Annotated in this window: 18 protein-coding genes; 15 read left to right on the forward strand and 3 right to left on the reverse strand. The window is 64.2% G+C overall.

Annotation, left to right across the window (positions count from 1 at the left end):
• From GSQ90_RS18505 to GSQ90_RS18560, 12 genes are all read left to right on the forward strand, one after another.
• Positions 1-1,134, forward strand: coding sequence for an ABC transporter permease (locus GSQ90_RS18505; protein ID WP_158816360.1), 1,134 nt, complete (start codon positions 1-3; stop codon positions 1,132-1,134).
• Positions 1,131-2,048: an ABC transporter permease gene (locus GSQ90_RS18510; RefSeq protein ID WP_158816361.1), complete on the forward strand. Its 918-nt coding sequence runs from the start codon at positions 1,131-1,133 to the stop codon at positions 2,046-2,048. The genes GSQ90_RS18505 and GSQ90_RS18510 overlap by 4 nt, the downstream gene beginning before the upstream one ends.
• 38 nt (positions 2,049-2,086) lie before the next feature.
• Positions 2,087-2,764 carry a cysteine hydrolase family protein gene (locus GSQ90_RS18515; protein WP_158816362.1) on the forward strand — a complete coding sequence of 226 codons (678 nt, stop codon included), beginning with the start codon at positions 2,087-2,089 and terminating at the stop codon, positions 2,762-2,764.
• Positions 2,761-3,870: a ring-opening amidohydrolase gene (locus GSQ90_RS18520; protein WP_158816363.1), complete on the forward strand. Its 1,110-nt coding sequence runs from the start codon at positions 2,761-2,763 to the stop codon at positions 3,868-3,870. Before GSQ90_RS18515 ends, GSQ90_RS18520 begins: the two co-directional genes overlap by 4 nt.
• Entirely contained in the window at positions 3,867-5,411 is a 1,545-nt protein-coding gene (locus GSQ90_RS18525; RefSeq protein WP_158816364.1) for an ABC transporter ATP-binding protein, read from the forward strand. Before GSQ90_RS18520 ends, GSQ90_RS18525 begins: the two co-directional genes overlap by 4 nt.
• 1 nt (position 5,412) lies before the next feature.
• On the forward strand, positions 5,413-6,093 hold the full coding sequence (locus GSQ90_RS18530) for a cysteine hydrolase family protein (protein ID WP_158816365.1): 681 nt from the start codon (positions 5,413-5,415) through the stop codon (positions 6,091-6,093).
• Between the two features lie 86 nt (positions 6,094-6,179).
• Entirely contained in the window at positions 6,180-6,368 is a 189-nt protein-coding gene (locus tag GSQ90_RS18535) for a DUF4089 domain-containing protein (RefSeq protein ID WP_158816366.1), read from the forward strand.
• Positions 6,365-7,768, forward strand: a complete 1,404-nt coding sequence (locus GSQ90_RS18540) for an AtzE family amidohydrolase (protein ID WP_158816367.1) — start codon at positions 6,365-6,367, stop codon at positions 7,766-7,768. The genes GSQ90_RS18535 and GSQ90_RS18540 overlap by 4 nt, the downstream gene beginning before the upstream one ends.
• Before the next feature lie 48 nt (positions 7,769-7,816).
• Positions 7,817-8,602, forward strand: a complete 786-nt coding sequence (locus GSQ90_RS18545; RefSeq protein ID WP_158816368.1) for a 5-formyltetrahydrofolate cyclo-ligase — start codon at positions 7,817-7,819, stop codon at positions 8,600-8,602.
• Positions 8,599-9,000, forward strand: a complete 402-nt coding sequence (gene hpxZ, locus GSQ90_RS18550; protein ID WP_158816369.1) for an oxalurate catabolism protein HpxZ — start codon at positions 8,599-8,601, stop codon at positions 8,998-9,000. The genes GSQ90_RS18545 and hpxZ overlap by 4 nt, the downstream gene beginning before the upstream one ends.
• 247 nt (positions 9,001-9,247) lie before the next feature.
• Entirely contained in the window at positions 9,248-10,672 is a 1,425-nt protein-coding gene (locus GSQ90_RS18555) for an amidohydrolase family protein (RefSeq protein WP_158816370.1), read from the forward strand.
• A 36-nt stretch (positions 10,673-10,708) separates the two neighbouring features.
• Complete coding sequence (locus tag GSQ90_RS18560; RefSeq protein ID WP_158816371.1) at positions 10,709-11,674, forward strand: isopenicillin N synthase family oxygenase; 966 nt, start codon at positions 10,709-10,711, stop codon at positions 11,672-11,674.
• Here the strand turns inward: GSQ90_RS18560 and GSQ90_RS18565 are convergent.
• Positions 11,616-12,437 (reverse strand): methyltransferase domain-containing protein, encoded by an 822-nt coding sequence (locus GSQ90_RS18565; protein ID WP_158816372.1) that lies wholly within the window; start codon positions 12,435-12,437, stop codon positions 11,616-11,618. The two genes, GSQ90_RS18560 and GSQ90_RS18565, sit on opposite strands and share 59 nt — an antisense overlap.
• Before the next feature lie 86 nt (positions 12,438-12,523).
• On the opposite strand from GSQ90_RS18565, the gene gloB reads away from it, so the two are divergent.
• Positions 12,524-13,297, forward strand: coding sequence for a hydroxyacylglutathione hydrolase (gene gloB, locus GSQ90_RS18570; protein WP_158816373.1), 774 nt, complete (start codon positions 12,524-12,526; stop codon positions 13,295-13,297).
• Between the two features lie 28 nt (positions 13,298-13,325).
• On the opposite strand, the gene phaR is transcribed toward gloB, so the two are convergent.
• Positions 13,326-13,919 carry a polyhydroxyalkanoate synthesis repressor PhaR gene (gene phaR / locus GSQ90_RS18575; RefSeq protein WP_158816374.1) on the reverse strand — a complete coding sequence of 198 codons (594 nt, stop codon included), beginning with the start codon at positions 13,917-13,919 and terminating at the stop codon, positions 13,326-13,328.
• Between the two features lie 285 nt (positions 13,920-14,204).
• Between phaR and GSQ90_RS18580 the strand changes: the two genes are divergently transcribed.
• Entirely contained in the window at positions 14,205-15,383 is a 1,179-nt protein-coding gene (locus GSQ90_RS18580; protein ID WP_158816375.1) for an acetyl-CoA C-acetyltransferase, read from the forward strand.
• A 106-nt stretch (positions 15,384-15,489) separates the two neighbouring features.
• A complete protein-coding gene (gene phbB, locus GSQ90_RS18585) occupies positions 15,490-16,215 on the forward strand; it encodes an acetoacetyl-CoA reductase (RefSeq protein WP_158816376.1) in 726 nt (241 codons plus the stop codon).
• 18 nt (positions 16,216-16,233) lie between these two features.
• Here phbB and GSQ90_RS18590 read toward each other — a convergent pair whose 3' ends face one another.
• Positions 16,234-17,709 (reverse strand): MDR family MFS transporter, encoded by a 1,476-nt coding sequence (locus GSQ90_RS18590; RefSeq protein WP_158816377.1) that lies wholly within the window; start codon positions 17,707-17,709, stop codon positions 16,234-16,236.
• Between the last annotated feature and the right edge of the window lie 149 nt (positions 17,710-17,858).

Consider the following 17,858-nt stretch of genomic DNA (forward strand, 5'->3'; position numbering starts at 1 on the left):
ATGAGCACCGGGGCGCCGACGGCGAGCGAAGTTCCGGCGGTGGCGATGAAGCCGGCCGCCGGATCGGATTTCGCGTTGCGGTTGCGCGCCAATTCCGAATATGTGGCGATCCCGGCTTTTGCGCTTCTGATGGCGGCGCTGTTGTTCGCGCTGTTCCTGCTGGCGATCGGCAAGTCGCCGATCGACTTTGTCGCTTACGTCTGGCGCGGCGGATTCGGCACGGCGTTCTCCTTCCAGAACACGCTGCAGCGCTCCTCGCCGCTGATCCTGACGGCGCTCGCCGTCGCGATACCCGCCCGCATCGGCCTGATCATGATCGGCGCCGAGGGCGCGTTGGTGCTGGGAGGTTTCGCGGCGGCGGCGATCGCGGTGCCGATGATCGGCGTCGCGCCGCCGTTCCTAACGCTCGCCATCATGGTCGTGGCCGCGATCGCGGTGGGAGGACTGTGGGTCGGAATCGCCGGTTATTTGCGCTATGCGCGCGGCGTCAACGAGACCATTGCGTCACTCTTGCTGACCTATATCGGCATCGCAATTATGAACTTTTTTGTCGAGGGCGTCCTGCGCGACGCCAGCAACCCCAACAAGCCTTCGACCAAGCCGCTCGGCGACGCCTATATGGTCGGCAAAATACCTGGCACGGATGTGCATTGGGGCTTTGCCGTCGGCGTCCTGCTCGCCATCGCGCTTTACATCCTGATGACGCGCACGACCTTCGGTTTCGCGGCGCGCGTTACGGGTGGAAATTTTCGCGCCGCGCTCGCGCAAGGCCTGCCCGTCGGCAAACTGATCGTAAGCTGCGCGATGATAGCGGGCGGCTGCGCGGGGCTGGCGGGCTTCTTCGAAGTGGCGGCGATCCAGGGCCGCGCCAACGCCTCGCTGGCGGCGGGCTATGGCTTCACCGGCATTCTCGTGTCGTTTCTCGCGCGCCATAATCCGCTCGTCATCGTTCCCGTCGCGATATTGTTCGGCGGCCTCGTCGCGTCCGGCGGCCTGATCCAGCGCCGCATGGATCTGCCCGACGCGACCGTTCTGGTGCTGCAGGGCCTCATCTTCGTCGTCCTGCTGACCTCGGAGACGCTCTACGGCCGCTTTGCTTTCTTCAAGCCGATCAAGGGAAGAGACCGGACATGAATGATGGGCTCGCGACCGTCCTCATCGCCATGCTGGGAGGCGCAATCCGCGTCTCGACCCCTTTCATGTTCGTCGCGCTTGGCGAATGCCTGACGGAGAAATCGGGGCGGGTCAATCTCGGCCTTGAGGGCACATTGGTGCTGGGCGCGATGGTCGCCTATGCCGCCTCCTATCACACCGGCTCGCCCTGGGCCGGCGTTTTTGCAGCAGGCGTCGCCGGCTCCGCGCTGGGCGCCATGCACGGATCGATCTGCAAATTGCCGAAGGTCAACGATGTCGCGGTCGGCATTGCGATGATGTTGTTTGGCACCGGCGTCGCGTTCTTCTTCGGCAAGCCCTACATCCAGCCGACCGCGCCGCGCCTGCCCTCCTTGCCGCTCGGCGGCTGGAGCGACAGTTCGAGCCTCAAAAGCGCGCTCGACGTCAATCCTTTGTTTTTCGTCGGCATCGTCATTGCGATCGTCATGGCCTGGGCTTTGCGCAATACGCGCTGGGGCTTGGTGGTGCGCACCGTCGGCGATAGCGCGGCGGCGGCGCGCGCGATGGGCATTTCGGTCGATCTCGTGCGCTTTCTGACCACAACGGTCGGCGGCTTTCTGGCCGGCGTCGGCGGCGCCTTTCTCTCGCTGTCCTATCCCGGCTCCTGGAACCAGGGCCTTTCGTCGGGGCAAGGGCTGATGGCGGTGGCTTTGGTTATTTTCGCACGCTGGAATCCGATGCGCTGCGTGATCGCCGCTTTGTTGTTTGGCGGCGCCGGCGCGATCGGGCCGGCGCTGCAATCGGTGGGGATTACCCAAGGCTATTATTTCTTCAACGCCGCCCCCTACATCCTCACGCTCGTCATCATGATCGCGACATCGAGCGCCAAACGCTCGGCGCGCGACATGCCGGGCGAACTCTCGATGGCGCGCTAGGGACGCGCGTTTCTTCTCTGACGCGGACGCCTAGCATCATGCCGACCATCGCCGCCGACCCCTATCCCTGGCCCTATAACGGCGACTGGCGCCCCCAGAACACCGCCGTCATCGTCATCGACATGCAGACCGATTTCTGCGGCAAGGGCGGTTATGTCGATTCCATGGGCTATGATCTCGCGCTGACCAGAGCGCCGATCAAGCCGATCGCGGGCCTGCTCGCCGCTATGCGCGCCAAGGGCTACCATATCTTCCACACGCGCGAGGGTCACCGGCCCGACCTTGCCGACCTGCCGCCCAACAAGCGCTGGCGCTCGCAGCGCATCGGCGCCGGCATCGGCGATTCCGGCCCTTGCGGGCGCATCCTCATCCGCGGCGAGCCCGGCTGGAACATCATCGACGAACTCGCGCCCGAGCCCGGCGAACCGATCATTGACAAGCCTGGCAAGGGCTCGTTCTGCGCGACCGATCTCGAATTGATCATGCGCACGCGCGGCATCGACAATCTCGTGCTGACCGGCATCACGACCGATGTCTGCGTGCACACCACCATGCGCGAGGCCAATGATCGCGGCTTCGAATGCCTGCTGTTGGAGGATTGCTGCGCCGCGACCGACCACGGCAATCATCTCGCCGCGATCAAAATGGTCAAGATGCAGGGCGGCGTGTTCGGCGCCGTCAGCGATTCCGCGACCTTCGTCGCGGGCCTGCCATGACGCGCCAAGCCTTCGTCCATCGCATCGCGACGCGGGCGCCCGACGATATCCAGCCGCTCGAGGCGATGCTCGTCTCGGGGGAAATCAGGGCGCCGGGCCTCGTCGCGATCCTCGGCAAGACGGAAGGCAACGGTTGCGTCAATGATTTCACGCGAGGATTTGCGAGCCGCGCACTGAAAGACCTGCTCAAGCGCCATATGCCGGCAGCCGAGGCCGAAGCCGTCTGCATCGTCATGTCGGGCGGCACGGAAGGCGCGCTCTCGCCTCATATCGTCGTGTTTGAACGGCGCGATGTCGAGGGCGCCGCTGAACAAGGCGCGCTGGCGCTCGGCCGCGCGCGCACCGTCGATCTGCCTTTCGAACATCTCGGACGCCTCGAACAGGTCGACATGGTTGCCGGCGCCGTCAAGGCGGCGATGAAAGACGCGGGGATCGCTAACGCCAGCGACGTTCATTTCGTGCAGATCAAGTGTCCGCTACTGACGCTCGACCGCATCGCTGAGGTCGAAGCGCGCGGCGCGATGACGGCGACGCGCGACCCGCTGAAATCCATGGGGCTTTCGCGCGCCGCGTCCTCGCTCGGAATCGGCGTTGCGCTCGGCGAGATCGAGCGTGCGGCGCTGACCCATGACGCGATCGGCCGTGACCTTACGTTGTTTTCCTCACGCGCCTCGGCCTCGGCCGGCGTCGAATTGATCGACCATGAGATTGTCGTGCTCGGCGCCGCGCCCGGCTGGCGAGGCCCGTTGCGCATCGCGCATGGCGTGATGGGCGATTCCATCGACATCGAGCCCGTCCGCATGGCTTTGGCCTCTCTGGGCCTCGCATCGCCGGGTCAATTGGCGGCGCCCGATCGCACGCGCCTCGTTGCTTTGCTCGCCAAGGCGGAAGCCGGCTCGACCGGGCGCCTGCGCGGCCACCGCCACACCATGCTCGACGATTCCGACATTTCCTCGACCCGTCACGCGCGCGGCTTCGTCGCCGGGGCGCTCGCCAGCCTTGTCGGCCACGCCGAACTCTATGTCTCCGGCGGCGCCGAACATCAGGGTCCGGATGGCGGCGGCCCGGTCGCCATCATCGCCACAGAGATGAGGAATGCCCCATGAGCGTTGCGCAAATGCTTCCTCCGGCGGTCACCACCAAAGGCCCGTCACTCGAGACGATCGGCATGACCAAAGTGTTCGGCTCGCTGGTCGCGCTCAACGACGTATCGATCAAAGTGCCGGCAGGCAGCTTTCACGCTTTGCTTGGCGAGAATGGCGCGGGCAAGTCGACGCTCGTCAAATGCATCATGGGCTTTTACATCCCAGACAAGGGCGCGCTGAAGCTCGATGGGCAGGAGGTCGCGGTCCACAATCCGCGCGACGCACAGGCGCTCGGAATCGGTATGGTCTATCAGCATTTCACGTTGGTGCCTTCGCTAACGGCCGCCGAAAACCTCGTCGCGAGCCGCGCCGATGCGCCGGCTGTCATCAACTGGCGCAAGGAGCGGCGCGAGCTTGAGACGTTCCTCGACCGCATGCCGTTCCGCGTGCCGCTCGATCGGCCGGTGTCCTCGCTCGCCGCGGGCGAGAAGCAGAAACTCGAAATCCTGAAATTGCTCTATCTCAACCAGCGCTTTCTCATTCTTGATGAGCCGACTTCAGTGCTGACGCCGGGCGAGGCCGATGAGATTCTCGGCCTGCTGAGAGACATGGCCCATCGCGGCGAAATCACGGTGGCGATGATTAGCCATAAATTCCGTGAGGTCGAAGCTTTCTGCGACGATGTCAGCGTGTTGAGGCGCGGCGCCAAGGTCGGCGGAGGCAAGGTCGGCGTGCTGACGACGCGCGAAATGGCGGCGATGATGATCGGCGACGCGGTGATCCGCCAGTCGGCCGCCCGGGTCGACCCGCCCCGGATCGGCGCGTCCCTGGAAATCGCCGGCCTGTTCGTTGAAAACGACGAAGGCCGCGACGCCGTCGCCGGCTTCGACCTCAAGATCAAGTCGGGCGAGATTGTCGGCATCGCCGGCGTCTCGGGCAACGGGCAGAGCGAATTGGTCGAGGCCTTGTCGGGGCAGCGGCCGATCAAGATGGGACAGGTGCTGATCAACGATCAGGATTTCGAGCCGAAGCGCGATCATTTTTATCGTTTCAAAGTCTTCGGCCTGCCCGAGGAGCCGCTGAAGAACGCGACGGTGCCGACCATGTCGGTCGCCGAAAACATGGCGTTCCGCAGCTTCGACAAGCCGCCGATCGCCAGCATGAAATGGTGGTTGTCTCCTGAGCCGATGCGGGCGCAGGCGCGCGATCTCATCGCGCGCTATAATGTCAAGACGCCGACGCCGGATACGCCGATCCGCGATCTCTCGGGCGGCAATGTGCAGCGCGCCGTGCTGGCGCGCGAACTCTCGGTCGACGTCGATGTCCTCATCGTCGCCAACCCGTGCTTCGGTCTCGATTTTGTGTCGGTCGCCGACATACGCGCGCAGATCATGGACCAACGCAACCGCGGCGCCGCGGTGCTTCTCGTGTCCGAAGACCTCGACGAAATTCTTGAACTCTCCGACCGCATCGCCGTCATCTCCGAGGGGAAAGTTGCTTATCTTACGCCGGCGGCGGGCGCCGACCGCACGACGATCGGCCGCTATATGGCGGGCCATTAAAATGTCCGGAGCCCCCGACAGAATAGAAGTCGCCGCGAGCCCTTTCCCCTACCCGCTCGATCCCGCTCACACGGCATTGGTCGTCATCGATATGCAGCGTGATTTCGTCGAGCCTGGCGGCTTTGGCGAAACTTTGGGCAATGATCTTTCGCCCGTCGCTGCGATCGTCCCGACCGTCGCCGCGCTGATCGCCCTGTTTCGCCGGAAGCAATGGCCGATCCTGCATACGCGCGAGAGCCACAAGCCCGATCTTTCCGATTGTCCGCCGGCCAAGCGCCTGCGCGGCAATCCGGCTTTGCGCATCGGCGACGAGGGCCCGATGGGCCGTATTCTCGTGCGCGGCGAACCGGGCAATGCGATTGTCGCCACCTGCGCGCCGGCGCCCGGCGAGATCGTCATCGACAAGCCGGGCAAGGGCATGTTCTATGCGACGGAAGTTGGCGAAATCCTGAAAGAGCGCGGCATCACCCACCTCGTCTTCGCCGGCGTCACGACGGAAGTCTGCGTGCAGACCTCGATGCGCGAGGCCAATGATCGCGGCTATGAATGCCTGCTGATCGAAGATGCGACGGCCAGCTATTTCCCGCGCTTCAAGGCGGCTGCTTTGGATATGATCCGCGCGCAGGGCGCCATTGTCGGCTGGACGACGCCGCTCTATGCGCTAAGCAAGGCTTTGGGATGAGAGACGGCAACGCCTTGTGCCTCCGGCGCGTCATGGCCGGGCTTGTCCCGGCCATGACGGCGGTGGGTTAAAGTGAGAATTGCGCTATGACCGAACCCACCTTCAACGCCGATGCCATCATCGACGCGCTCGCGCCCCTGCTCGGCCTTGTCGTCGGCGCAGCGTCGCGCGACGCCGTGAAGACGCATCTCGATATAGCCGCACGCTACGCTGCGTTGATGGAGGAGGCCGATCTCAGCGATCACGAGGAGCCGGCGCCGGTGTTCACGCCATGACATTCGCCAGTGAGGATCTTCCCGCCGCCGAAATCGCCGCCGCCGTGAAATCCGGCGAGGCGAGCGCACGTGAGTTCGTGAACGCGGCGCTGGCGCGCATCGAGGCGCGCAATAGCGCGCTCGGCGCCTTCACCGATGTGACGGCGACGCGCGCGCTGGCCAAAGCGGACGCCATCGATTCCGCGCGCGCCAAAGGCGAGGCGCTCGGTCCGCTGGCCGGCGCGCCTTTCGCCGCCAAGAATCTGTTCGACATCGCCGGCCTGCCGACGCGGGCGGGTTCGAAAATCAACCGCGACCTGCCGCCCGCCGGCGCCGACGCCACGCTTGTGCAGCGCCTGGAAGCGGCGGGCGCGATCCTTGTCGGCGGCCTGAACATGGGCGAATACGCCTATGACTTCACAGGCGAGAACGCGCATGACGGCCCCTCGCGCAATCCCCATGACGTCAACCATATGTCGGGCGGATCGTCGGGCGGATCGGGGACGGCGATCGCCAGCGGCATGGTGCCGTTGGCGCTTGGCTCCGACACCAATGGCTCGATCCGCGTGCCCTCTTCGCTATGCGGCATATTTGGCCTGAAACCCACCTATGGACGCCTGTCGCGCGCGCGCACTTTTCCGTTCGTTGCGAGCTTTGATCATCTCGGGCCGTTCGCACGCTCGGTGCGGGATCTCGCGCTCGCCTATGACGCGATGCTCGGGCCCGACGCCGACGATCCGGCGCTCGCCGATGTCGCGCCCAATCCTGTGTCGGCGAGTCTCGAACAGGGCGTCGGCGGCCTGCGCATCGCCGCGCTCGGCGGCTATTTCGCCAGGACGGGCGAGCCTGCCGCTTTCGAGGCGGTCGCGCGGGTCGCCAGGGCGCTCGGCGCGGCGCGCGTGGTCGACCTCCCGCAGGCCGAGCGCGCGCGCGCCTCGGGCTATCTCATCACCATGGCCGAGGGCGCGGCGCTCCATCTCGATCGCCTGCGCACGCGCGCCGCCGACTTCGACCCCGACGTCCGCGATCGGCTGATCGCCGGGGCGATGCTGCCCGCCGCCTGGATCGTCAAGGCGCAGAAATTTCGTAGCTGGTTTCGTCATCAAGTCGCTGAAGTCTTCAAAGGCGTCGATATTGTTCTCGCCCCCGCGACGCCCTGCCGCGCGCCGTTGCTCGGCCAGAGGACGATGATGCTAGATGGGCAGGAAATGCTGGTGCGGCCCAATCTTGGCCTGTTCACCCAGCCGATATCCTTCATCGGCCTGCCTGTCGCGACGGTTCCCGTCTGGACGGATGGCGAAAAGCTGCCGATAGGCGTACAGATCATCGCGGCGCCATGGCGCGAGGATCTCGTGCTGCGCGTCGCGCGGGCGCTTGAAGCGCAAGGAATTGTCAGCGCGCCGATCGCAAAGGCGCGTTGAATCCCCTCCCCCCTTGTGGGGGAGGGAGAACACAAGAGCGGATGAGCCATGACCAAAAGCGCCGAAGGGCAGTCGCGGTGGGTGGGGCGCAACAGCGCCAAGGATATCGTGCGCGCCGATGTCTGGCGCGCGCTGATCGATGCCGGCGTCAATATCGGCCCGACCTTCGACCATATTCCCAATTTCGTCGGCGCCGACATGGCGGCCAAACGGCTCTCCGAACTCGACGCCTGGAAAAGCGCCCGCGTCGTCAAATGCAATCCCGACCCGCCGCAGATTCCGCTGCGCCTGCGCGCGCTCTACGACGGCAAGCTGCTGTTTTCGCCGGTCCCCTATCTGACCAAGGGCTTCCCATACCTGCGCATCGATCCTGACAAGCTCGCCGCCAAGGGCGTCGATTTCGAAACGGCGGCGACGGCGCAAGGCTTCATGATTCATGGCGAGCCGATTGCCTTCGAGGACATGCCCGCGCTCGATTTTTGCGTCGTCGGCTGCGTCGCGGTGACGCGGCGCGGCGGGCGCACCGGCAAGGGCGCGGGCTTCGCCGATCTCGAACAGGGTATTTTCCGCGAGCTTGGCAAAGTTACGGACAAGACGCCGATCGCCACTTGCGTTCATTCGTCCCAGATTGTCGCGGAAGACCGGGTGGTCATGGAGAATCACGACAGCGCGCTGAATTTTATCGCGACCGAGCTGGAACTGATCGACACCGAGACGCCTTATCTCCAACCTGCCGGCGTCGCCTGGGAGAAAATCCGTCCCGACCAGTTCGCCGACATCCCGTTTTTGAGAGACGTTCGCGCGGCGATCGAAGCGCGTAGAGGCGCAAGATGATTATCAACGATCTCATGATCAAAGCCGAAGTCGAGGCCGAATTCGCCGCCTACGAGCAGGCGCTTGTCCATAATGACGTCGAGGCGCTCGACAATTTCTTCCTCGATAGCGAAAGCGCCGTCCGCTATGGGGTGGCTGAGAATCTCTATGGCTATGCCGCGATCAAGGCGTTTCGCGCTGGCCGCCCGGCGGCAGGGCTCGCGCGCAAACTCGAACAGACCGCCATTACGACCTACGGCCATGATCTGGCGATCGCCGCCACTTTGTTCCGCCGCGACAATGCGCCAGGCAAGATCGGCCGCCAGATGCAGACCTGGGTTCGCTTTCCGCAGGGTTGGCGGATCGTGGCGGCGCATGTGAGCGTGATTGACGAGCCTGCGGCTAAAGGTGCGACGTGAGCCCGATATGCGCCCCTTCCCCCCTTGCGGGGGAAGGGGTCATGCGAAGCATCCGGACGAACGCTTTGCGTTCGCCGTGGGATGAGGGGTCGGCGCCGAAGAAGATGCGGTCGACGAAGTCTGCAAATCGGCGAGTATGGCGCCTACGTCAGGCGCCCCCTCATCCCAAGGCGAATGCGGAGCATTCGTCCGCGACCTTCGCTAACGCGAAGGCCACCTTCCCCCGCAAGGGGGGAAGGAGGGCGCTGTGATTCTGTCCGGCGTTACGCTTCTTGGAAGCGACCCCGCACCCGTCAACATCGTCATCGAAAACGGCCTCATCGCCGCGATCTCGCCTTCCACCGCAACCCCCTCCCCCCGCCTGCTCGCCCTGCCCGCGCTCGCCAATGCGCATGATCATGCGCGGCCGCTGTCGCCGACCTCTTTTGGCGGCGCGGGCAAGCCGCTGGAGACGTGGCTGTTGCGGCTTGGCGCAATGCCGGCGATCGATCCCTATCTTGGCGCGCTCGCCGCCTTCGGCCGCGCGGCGCGCGGCGGCGCAGCTTCCGTCATGGCCCATTATACGCGCGCGCATGGGCCAATGTCCCTCATCGACGAGGCGCGCGAAATCGCGCGGGCCGCGAGCGATGTCGGCATACGCGTCACGTTCGCTCTCTTCATGCGCGACCGCAATCCGCTGGTCTATGGACCATCGTCGGCGGTGCTGGACACGATGCCGGCCGAAGCGCGCAGCATCGTCGAAGCGCAATTCCTCAGTCCCATGCCGAGCGCCAGCGAGCAGATTGCGCGCGTCGAGGCGATCGCGGCGGCGGTCGAGAGCCCGACCTTCACCGTTCAATTTGGCCCCAATGGCCCGCAATGGTGCTCGGACGAATTGCTTGGCGCGATCGCCGACGCTTCGGCGCGCACCGGCCGGCGCATTCATATGCATCTGCTGGAGACGCTCTATCAGCGCGCTTTCGCGGATCGCGCCTATCCCCAGGGCGTCGTCGCGCATCTGCGCGACATTGGCCTGCTGACGCAGAGGTTGACGCTCGCCCATTGCGTTCACGCGCGCCCGGACGAGCTTGATCTCATCGCGCAAGCCGGCGCGATCATCGCGACCAATCCGAGCTCGAACCTTCATCTGCGCTCAGGAATCGCGCCGATCGGCGAAGCGATCAAACGCGGCTGCCGCGTCGCGCTCGGCGTCGATGCTTCGGCGCTCGACGAGGACGACGATATTTTGCGCGAAATGCGGCTCGGTCATTTCCTGCATGGCGGCTGGGGATTTGAGAATGTGATCGAACGCGGACCATGGCTGGAGACGATCGTCGCCCATGGCCGCTTCGCCAATGGCGCGCCGGGGGCAGGCGCGCTGAAGATCGGCGAGCCCGCAGACATTCTCGTTCTCGATCTCGATCGCCTCGATCGCGATGGAATCATGCCTGTCGCGCCGGTCGATCTCGTCTTCGCACGCGCCTCGATGGCGCATGTCGCGCGTTTGATTGTGGCGGCCCGCGAAATTGTGCGGGACGGCCGCCTGACCGGCCCCGATCTTGATGCGGCGCATGCGGCGCTGCGCGAAAGCTATCGCCGCGCCATGCCGTCGCGGCAGCCGTTCCTCAACGCTTGGACTTCTCTGGAGGCGGGCGCGGCGCAATTCTATCGCGGACAACTTGGCTGTTGTTGAACCGGATTTGCAACGCGTGAAATGGGAGTCGTAGCCATGACCAATGAACTTCCGATCATCGATCTCAGCGGTCTGGAAAGCAGCGATCACATAGCGCTGCACAGGATTTCGCGCGACATCGGCAAGGCGTGCCGAACCATCGGTTTCTTCTACGTCGTCAATCACGGCGTCGACACCATCGCCGCCGCTTTCGCGCAATCGGCGCAATTTTTCGCCGAGCCGATCGCCAAAAAACGCGCGCTGGCGATCGAGACCATTGGCGGCAATCGGGGCTATTCCGGCCTGCTGCATGAGGCGCTCGATCCGGCCGCGGGCGCCGATATGAAGGAGGCCTTCAACATCGGCCTCGACCTTGCGCCCGACGATCCCGAATTGCTCGCCGGCGTGCCGTTCCGCTCCCTCAACGCATGGCCCGACCTGCCCGATTTCAAAAAGGTTCTGCTCGGCTATTTCGATGATTGCATCGCGCTCGGCCAGCGAATCCATCGCGCTTTCGCGCTGGATCTGGGGCTGCACGCCGGCTTCTTCGGGGACAAGCTCGACCGCTCGCTGGCGACTTTGCGCATGCTGCATTATCCCGCCCTGCCCGCCGATGCGCCGGCCGGCCAGATGGGCGCGGGCGAGCATACCGATTATGGCAACATCACTTTGCTGGCGACCGACAATGTCGGCGGCCTTGAAGTGAAGACGCGCGGCGGCGAATGGATCGCCGCCCCGGTCATGCCGGGCGCCTTCATCGTCAATATCGGCGATTGCCTGATGCGCTGGACCAATGACATTTATGTGTCGACGCCGCACCGCGTGGTCAATCGCAGCGGCAAGGAGCGCTATTCGATCGCCTTCTTCCTCGATCCTAATCCTGACGCCAAAGTGGCCGCGATCCCAAGCTGCGTGCCCGAAGGCGAGAGCGCAAAATATCAGCCGATTTCAGCGGCCGATTATCTCAAGATGCGGCTCGATGCGAGCAAGCCTGCCGGGATCGACGCCGCGCCAGCGATGTGAGCGCGTCGCGCAAGCGGCCGATCTTCAACCCGCGATGCGCGCTCGGCGCGAGGGCCGCCGGATGCAGTTCGGCGACTTCGCGGCGAATGGCGCGGCGCACGCTGACGGGGCGGTAGAGCTGTTTGGTCGCCTCGATGATGAAAACGCCCGCAAAGGGCAGGCCTAGCACCGCCCCGATGCGTTCGAACATCGTCGCCCAATTCAGGAACAGGCGGCGCTGGAACGGCGGCGCGTAGAGCGCCTCGCCCCAATAGATCGGCGAGAACAGGGTCTCGCGCATCAATTCGCGCAATTGCCCCTTGGAATAGGGCCGGCCAAAGCCGAACGGCGTGCCGTCGACCCGCGCCCAGACCCCTCGCCGCGAAGGCACAACGAACAGCGCGCGTCCGCCCGGCGTCAGGACGCGCCAGACTTCTTCGAGCAAAGCGTTGGGATGCTCGGCGGTCTCGAGCGCGTGCACGACGAGAATGCGGTCGATCGAGGCGTCTGGCAGCGGCAGCATGACCGTCTCGACCAGCGCCGAGGACGAACGCCCCGACGCCGGCCAATTCACCACGCCCTGCTCGGCCGGCATGAAGACCAGGGCGCGCATCGCCTCATCGCGGAAGCGGTCGAGATAGGGCGCTCCGAAGCCCAGGCTCATCAGCGACAGGCCGACGCAATTATCCCAACGCGCGCGCAGCACCCTCCCGATCAGCCGGCGCGCCACATCGCCGAGAGGGGTCGCATAAAAACCACGAAGCTCGTTGACATCGAGAGGCATCGCGATGTTCTTGCATTTCGCCGGCGCGGCGAAAAGCCCGCTATGGAAGTTCTTGACGCCCTGAGTTTATTCACGAAAGGCCCGACATGACGACCCATGTCCATCAATTCATGTGCCTGCAGGACAATTTCGGCGTGCTCATCCATGATTCACGTTCAGGCGCCACCGCCGCCATCGATGCGCCGGACGCCGACGCGATCATCGCCGCCGCCGCCGCGCAGGGCTGGGAGCTGACGGATCTGCTCATCACCCATCATCACGCCGATCACACCCAGGGCATACCTGGGCTGAAGGCGCGCTTCCCCAAGCTGCGCATCGTCGGTCCCGCCAAGGAGGCCTCGCGCATCGGCGCGCTGGACGCCCTGCTCAGCGAGGGCGATTATGCCCATGTCGGCGACATCGCCGCCAAGATCATCGAAACGCCCGGCCATACCGCCGGACACATCTGCTATTGGTTCGAGGAAGACGAGATTGCGTTTTGCGGCGACACTTTATTCGCGCTTGGCTGTGGGCGCGTTTTTGAGACGCCGCTCAGCGTGATGTGGGATTCGCTGGTCAAACTCGCCGACCGCCTGCCCGGCGAAACCGAGATCTATTGCGGGCACGAATATACTCAATCCAACGCCCGCTTCGCGGTGACGATCGAGCCGGACAATGTCGTCCTCAAGGACCGCGTCGAAGAGATCGCGCGCCGCCGCGCCGCCGGTCAGGCGACCTTGCCGACGACGATGAGCCTCGAGCTGACCACCAATCCCTTCCTGCGCGCCGAGGAGACGGAGGTTCAGACGACGCTCGGCATGATCGGCGCAGACCCCGCCGCCGTCTTCGCCGAAATCCGCACCCGCAAGGACAAATTTTAGCAATCGGCGGCGGCGCTCGCGCCGCCCTTCATCTCTTGTCGGCGAGGCTGTCGAGGCGGCGCTGCATTTCGGAGAGCTGGGTTTTCAACTCGTCGAGATCGGCCTTCTCGGCCGGCGCATGGGGCGCGGCGGGATCGACGGGCGTCGGCAGTGGGCCGACGAACGGCGTGAACATGCCCAAAGCCTTGGTGAAGGCGGCGAGATTCTTGCGCGTCAGTTCCTCAAGAGCGCCGAAAGAGGGCGCAGCGAAGGGCGCGGCGCCGAAAGCGCGGCTGGCCTCCTCGCGAAATTTTTGCTGCTCGCCGGTGAAGCGATCGATCGAGAATTCAAGATAGCTCGGCAGGAGGGCCTGAACGCTGTCGCCATAGAACCGGATCAACTGCCGTAGGAACGTGATGGGAAGCAGGGATTGGCCTTCTTTCCCCTCCTGCTCGAAAATGATCTGGGTCAGGACCGAACGAGTAATCTCCTCGCCGGTCTTGGCGTCGTGAACGACGAAGTCTTCGCCTGCCTTCACCATCTTGGCCAGATCGGCCAAGGTCACATAGGCGCTTGACGCGGTATTGTACAGACGCCGGTTCGCATATTTCTTGATGGTGATTGGTGCGGTCGGGTTGGTCATGGCGATTGGGTTCCACGTCGGGACGGCGCCCCGGCGGGGCGGATGGGACGATAGGCCGTTTTGGACCTCGCCGGAACTTCATTCACAGGGCCGATAGGGCAGAACGCCATTTTTGACCGGCATTTGTCAATGATCCGCCTGACGAGGCGGCCTGGAGATCAAATCGCGCCGCTCAAATCTTTTCAAGCGCTCATTTCGCAACGGCCGAACAATGAGTATAAGCACTTTAACCCTGCCTCGCCGGTCGAAACCGGCCTGGCGTCGATTTTCGTCCAGGAGCATCTCATGCCGGCAACAGACATCGTCATCGTCAGCGCCACGAGAACCGCGGTCGGTTCGTTCAGCGGCGCTTTCGCCAACACTTCCGCTCATGAGCTTGGCGCCGCCGCCGTCAAATCGGCGATCGCCTTGGCCAAGATCGAGGCGGCCGAGGTCGACGAAGTGATCCTGGGGCAGATCCTGTCGGGCGGACAGGGGCAGAATCCGGCGCGCCAGGCCGCGATGAAAGCGGGCGTGCCGCAGGAAAAGACGGCCTTCGGCCTGAACCAATTGTGCGGCAGCGGTTTGCGCGCGGTCGCGCTGGGGCTGCAGCAGATCGGTAATGGCGACGCCAATATTGTTGTCGCGGGCGGTCAGGAATCGATGTCGCAGGCCCAGCACGGCGCTTATTTGCGCTCGGGCGTGAAAATGGGCGAGTTGAAGCTGGTCGACACGATGCTGAAGGACGGCCTGATCGACGCCTTTCACGGTTATCACATGGGAAACACGGCCGAGAATATCGCGGCCAAATGGCAGATCAGCCGCGAAGACCAGGATCGCTTCGCCGTGGCCTCGCAAAACAAGGCCGAAGCGGCCCAGAAGGCCGGCCGCTTCAAGGACGAGATCACCCCTTTCACCGTCGCCTCCCGCAAGGGAGACGTCATTGTCGCCGACGACGAATATATCCGCCATGGCGCGACTTATGACGCTTTGGCCAAGTTGAAGCCGGCCTTCTCCAAGGAAGGCTCGGTGACGGCGGGCAATGCCTCGGGGCTGAATGACGGCGCGGCGGCTGTCGTACTGATGACCGCGCAAGAGGCCAAGAAACGCGGCCTGACGCCGCTCGCCCGCATTGTTTCCTGGGCGACCGCCGGCGTCGATCCCGCCATTATGGGCACCGGGCCAATCCCCGCCTCCCGCAAGGCGTTGGAAAAGTCAGGCTGGAAAGTCGGCAATCTCGATCTCGTCGAGGCCAACGAGGCCTTCGCGGCCCAGGCGCTCGCCGTCAATAAGGACATGGGCTGGGACCCGGCCATCGTCAATGTGAATGGCGGCGCGATCGCGATCGGGCATCCCATCGGCGCCTCGGGCGCACGCGTTCTCGTCACGCTGCTGCATGAAATGGGACGGCGCAACGCCAAGAAGGGGCTAGCGACGCTTTGCATCGGCGGCGGCATGGGCATTGCTTTGACGGTCGAACGTTAAGCGACGCACGGCTCCGGGCGCGCTCTTTCGGCGCCCGGTCGGAACAGGGTTCGCGCAGCGTCAAAAGAGAACGCGCGCCGGGGAAACGTCGAAAAAGGAGAACGCGATGGCGAGAGTTGCAGTTGTCACCGGCGGCACGCGCGGCATCGGCGCGGCCGTCTCGAGGGCGCTCGCCGCCGCAGGCTATCGCGTCGCGGCGACCTATCACGGCAATGACGAGGCGGCGGCGAAGTTCACCGCCGAAACCGGCATCAAGACCTATAAATGGGACGTCGCCCATTATGAGTCTTGCGCAACCGGCCTCGCGCAGGTGGCGCAAGACCTCGGCCCCGTCGAAGTGTTGGTCAACAATGCCGGAATCACCAAGGACGGCATGTTCCACAAGATGACCGTGGATCAGTGGTACGGCGTCATCAACACCAACCTCAACTCGCTGTTCAACATGTGCCGCCCGGTCATCGAGGGCATGCGCGAGCGCAATTTCGGACGCATCATCAACATATCCTCGATCAATGGCCAGAAGGGGCAGATGGGCCAGGTCAATTATTCCGCATCGAAGGCCGGCGACATCGGCTTCACCAAGGCGCTGGCGCAGGAGAACGCCAGCAAGGGCGTGACCGTCAACGTCATCTGCCCCGGCTATATCGCGACCGAAATGGTATTGGCTGTGCCCAAAGAGGTCGTCGAAAAGTCGATCCTGCCGCATATCCCGGTGCGTCGCCTCGGCCAACCCGAGGAAGTCGCGCGCTGCGTCGTCTTTCTGGCCTCGGACGACGCCGGCTTCATCACCGGTTCAACGCTCAGCGCCAATGGCGGTCAGATCATGTCGTGACGGGAGAAGGCCGCGCGCTCACTCCGCCAACGCCGCCACGCTCGGCGTTGAGCCTCGCAGCGGCCTTTCCTCCATCATCAGAAAACAGGCCAGGCTGATCGCCAGAGCCAGTCCTTGCAGGGCGAACATCACGGTAAAGGCGAGGCCGGCGCGTTGAGCCAGTTCCGGGTCGAATATGGCCCCGGCGCTTTGCGGCACGCCGGCGTCTGTGACGATGCCAAATCCGATGACGACCGCGCCCATCAAGGCGACGCCCAGGGCGCTGCCGAATGTGCGTAAGAAAGCGAGCGTGGCGGTGGCGACGCCAAGATCGCGCCGGTCGACGGCGTTTTGAACGGAAACGGTGGCCGTGGGAAACAAGGGTCCGACCCCGATTCCGAGGACGAAAACCAAAGTCTCGGCCTGCCAGAAGCTGAGGCCGGACGCGAACAGCGACAACGCGGCCAAGGCGATGATGGCGAAGCATAGTCCGATCGTGGCGACGCGCTTGTAATGGACGATGCGCGGCATGGTGCGACCGGCGATCGTTGCGCCAATGACGCTGCCGCCGACTAAAGCGATGAGGCCAGCGCCGGCTACCGTCGAATCCTTGCCGAGAACGAATTCGAAATAGATCGGCAGATAGACAGTCGAGCCGATGAAAGCGAACATCGAAAAAAATATCGAAGCGGTCGCCGTGCCGACGACTTCATTGCGGAAGATATCGAGCGGGATCAACGCCTCGGGCGCGCGCCTGAGATGGACGAGCAGCATCGCGGTCAGCAAGGCGGCGGCCAGCGCGAGCGCGAGAATGATCGGCGAGGTCCAGGCGAGGCGCGCGCCGCCCAAGGTCAGGACCAGCATCAATGCGACCGTCGCGCTTGTGATCAACGCCGCGCCCAACACATCCAGGCGATGGTCGCGCCGGATCTGCGGCAGGCCCTTCAGGCGCGTATGGGTCATGAAAAAAGCGAGCGCGCCGATCGGCAGGTTGATCCAGAAGATCAGCGACCATGACAGATGCTGCGCGAAAAAACCGCCGAGGATCGGGCCGGCGACGCTCGAAGTCGCCCAGACCGTGGAGATGTAGACGACGTAGCGCGAGCGTTCGCGCGGCGGCACGACATCGGCGATAACGGTCTGGGCAAGCGCGACGAGCCCACCGCCGCCAAGACCCTGGATCGCCCGCCCGAAGATGATGACCGGCATGCTCGGCGCAAGCGCGCAAATGACGGAGCCGACGAGAAAAATACCCAAAGCCAGCGACATGATCGGGCGACGGCCGTGAATGTCTGAAAGCTTGCCGTAAAGCGGCGTGACCGCCGTGCCGGTGAGCAAATAGACGGAAATGATCCAGGCCAGAAAGTCGGCGTCGCCAAGCGAAGCGCCGATCGTCGGCAAGGCCGGCGCGACGATCGTCTGATCGAGCGCGGCAAGCATCATCGCAACCAGAACGCCGATGACGATATCGCGCCGCTGTTCGTGCGGCACTATTTGAGGCGGCGACATATCCATTGCTTATTCTCGATCCAATATGGCTGTCGCTCTCAAATCCGCGCTTTTTTTTTCGCGGCGCCCGTCCAAAAACCGCCGGAACATGGCTGAGCCCCTCCGTCGCGGCAAGTTCAAATGGCCCGGAGGCGCTCACGTTCGCGTTAGCGACG

This window comes from Methylocapsa sp. S129, assembly GCF_009765995.1.
In the GTDB taxonomy this organism is placed as follows: Bacteria; Pseudomonadota; Alphaproteobacteria; order Rhizobiales; family Beijerinckiaceae; genus Roseiarcus.

Coding starts and splice junctions, on each gene's coding strand:
- GSQ90_RS18590 (WP_158816377.1), bottom strand. CDS start 17,709: ATGGATATGTCGCCGCCTCAAATAGTGCCGCACGAACAGCGGCGCGAT.
- GSQ90_RS18535 (WP_158816366.1), top strand. CDS start 6,180: ATGACCGAACCCACCTTCAACGCCGATGCCATCATCGACGCGCTCGCG.
- phbB (WP_158816376.1), top strand. CDS start 15,490: ATGGCGAGAGTTGCAGTTGTCACCGGCGGCACGCGCGGCATCGGCGCG.
- GSQ90_RS18515 (WP_158816362.1), top strand. CDS start 2,087: ATGCCGACCATCGCCGCCGACCCCTATCCCTGGCCCTATAACGGCGAC.
- gloB (WP_158816373.1), top strand. CDS start 12,524: ATGACGACCCATGTCCATCAATTCATGTGCCTGCAGGACAATTTCGGC.
- GSQ90_RS18560 (WP_158816371.1), top strand. CDS start 10,709: ATGACCAATGAACTTCCGATCATCGATCTCAGCGGTCTGGAAAGCAGC.
- GSQ90_RS18565 (WP_158816372.1), bottom strand. CDS start 12,437: ATGCCTCTCGATGTCAACGAGCTTCGTGGTTTTTATGCGACCCCTCTC.
- GSQ90_RS18525 (WP_158816364.1), top strand. CDS start 3,867: ATGAGCGTTGCGCAAATGCTTCCTCCGGCGGTCACCACCAAAGGCCCG.
- phaR (WP_158816374.1), bottom strand. CDS start 13,919: ATGACCAACCCGACCGCACCAATCACCATCAAGAAATATGCGAACCGG.
- hpxZ (WP_158816369.1), top strand. CDS start 8,599: ATGATTATCAACGATCTCATGATCAAAGCCGAAGTCGAGGCCGAATTC.
- GSQ90_RS18520 (WP_158816363.1), top strand. CDS start 2,761: ATGACGCGCCAAGCCTTCGTCCATCGCATCGCGACGCGGGCGCCCGAC.
- GSQ90_RS18530 (WP_158816365.1), top strand. CDS start 5,413: ATGTCCGGAGCCCCCGACAGAATAGAAGTCGCCGCGAGCCCTTTCCCC.
- GSQ90_RS18545 (WP_158816368.1), top strand. CDS start 7,817: ATGACCAAAAGCGCCGAAGGGCAGTCGCGGTGGGTGGGGCGCAACAGC.
- GSQ90_RS18540 (WP_158816367.1), top strand. CDS start 6,365: ATGACATTCGCCAGTGAGGATCTTCCCGCCGCCGAAATCGCCGCCGCC.
- GSQ90_RS18505 (WP_158816360.1), top strand. CDS start 1: ATGAGCACCGGGGCGCCGACGGCGAGCGAAGTTCCGGCGGTGGCGATG.
- GSQ90_RS18580 (WP_158816375.1), top strand. CDS start 14,205: ATGCCGGCAACAGACATCGTCATCGTCAGCGCCACGAGAACCGCGGTC.
- GSQ90_RS18510 (WP_158816361.1), top strand. CDS start 1,131: ATGAATGATGGGCTCGCGACCGTCCTCATCGCCATGCTGGGAGGCGCA.